At 74.6% G+C, this 1384-nt stretch carries 1 protein-coding gene and 1 pseudogene; both read right to left on the bottom strand.

Annotated elements, in window-relative coordinates; genetic code table 11:
- Positions 1 to 190, bottom strand: a pseudogene (locus GPJ59_RS36235) (hypothetical protein); the annotation flags it as partial.
- 76 nt (positions 191 to 266) lie between these two features.
- Positions 267 to 1379: a glycerophosphodiester phosphodiesterase gene (locus tag GPJ59_RS36230; RefSeq protein ID WP_258025441.1), complete on the bottom strand. Its 1113-nt coding sequence runs from the start codon at positions 1377 to 1379 to the stop codon at positions 267 to 269.
- Positions 1380 to 1384 lie beyond the last annotated feature (5 nt).

Raw genomic sequence — 1384 nt, 5'->3', positions numbered from 1 at the left:
GGTGTGTATAAGAGACAGGTACCGCCCGGCGCAGCCAGCGCGCGGGTTCGGCGGGGGCGGGGCCGGGGCCGCGCTCCAGCAGCCTGACCCAGACGGCTTGTTCGAGATCGGCCGGGTCCACCCCGGCGCCGGGCGCCTCGGCGGCCGCCTCCGCCGAGAGCAGCGGGCCGAGTTCCTGAAGCAGGTCCATGCCGGGCGGGACGCGCCGGTCCCGGCGGTCGGTTGCCCTCCCGGCCGCGCCCCACCCGTACGTCGTCCCCGGCCGCCTAACGGTTGACGGGGCGCCGGCCGGGGCGGAAGGCCTCGGCGGCCAGCAGGCCGGTGTCGGGGTTGTCGGTGAAGATGCCGTCGATGCCCTGCTCGAAGTAGGTGCGGTAGGCGGCGAAGGAGTCCCCGTACGCAGCCGGGTCGGTGCCCTTGCGGAAGTCGGCCGGCAGGAAGCTGTTCTCGTTGCGTGCCGTCCACGGGTGCAGGACCAGGCCCTGGGCGTGGGCGTCGCGCACCAGGGTGGTCGGCGTGCCCAGCTTGCCGGCCGCGTCACGCGGGATCACGAGGTTGAGGGTGGGGCCGATGCCCTGGGCGAAGCCGGCCATCCATGCCAGTCCCGCGGGCTTGACCAGGTCCGCGACCGTACGCGGGTCCCCGGCCTGCTGGAAGTCCCAGGGGCGGGTGTTCGCGTCGGAGAGCAGGACCACGCGGGGGCAGGAGACCAGCCGGGACAGCCGCTGGATGCTGGAGGGTTCGAAGGACTGCAGGAACACCGCGGAGTCGCGGCGGTCGCGGCCGTAGCGGCGCAGCAGCCGGGCGAGCGGCTCCTCCAGGCCCAGGCCCAGGGCGCGGAAGTAGCTGGGGTGCTTGGTCTCCACGTGCAGCCACACCCGCTTGCCGCGGCGGCGTCCCTCGCGCTCGGCCCAGCGCAGCACCTCCTCGAAGGTGGGCACCTCCCAGCGGCCGTCGTAGAGGGTGTTGCGCTGGCGCAGCGCCGGGATGCGCTCCTTGGCCCGCAGGGTCTTGAGCTCGGCGAGGGTGAAGTCCTCGGTGAACCAGCCGGTCACGGAGACGCCGTCGATGCTCTTGGTGGTGCGGCGGGAGGCGAACTCGGTGCGGTCGGCCACGTCCGTGGTGCCGCCGATCTCGTTCTCGTGGCGGCACACCAGGTGGCCGTCCCGGGTGGGGACGAGGTCCTGCTCGACGACGTCGGCGCCGAGGTCGAGGGCGAGCTGGTAGGAGCCGAGGGTGTGCTCCGGGCGGTAGCCGCTGGCGCCGCGGTGGCCGATGACCGTGGGGTGGGGGAGGTCGCGGTAGCCGCCCTCGCCGTGCCGCTCGCCGCCCTGCTCCGGCTCCCGGCCGTCCGCCGCGGCCGCCGGCCGACGGCTCAACGCCG

It is taken from the genome of Streptomyces bambusae (assembly GCF_019400985.1).
In the GTDB taxonomy this organism is placed as follows: domain Bacteria; phylum Actinomycetota; class Actinomycetes; order Streptomycetales; family Streptomycetaceae; genus Streptomyces; species Streptomyces bambusae_A.
Note: the sequence above shows the minus strand (reverse complement) of the source record. Positions and strands in the feature narration are given on the sequence as shown.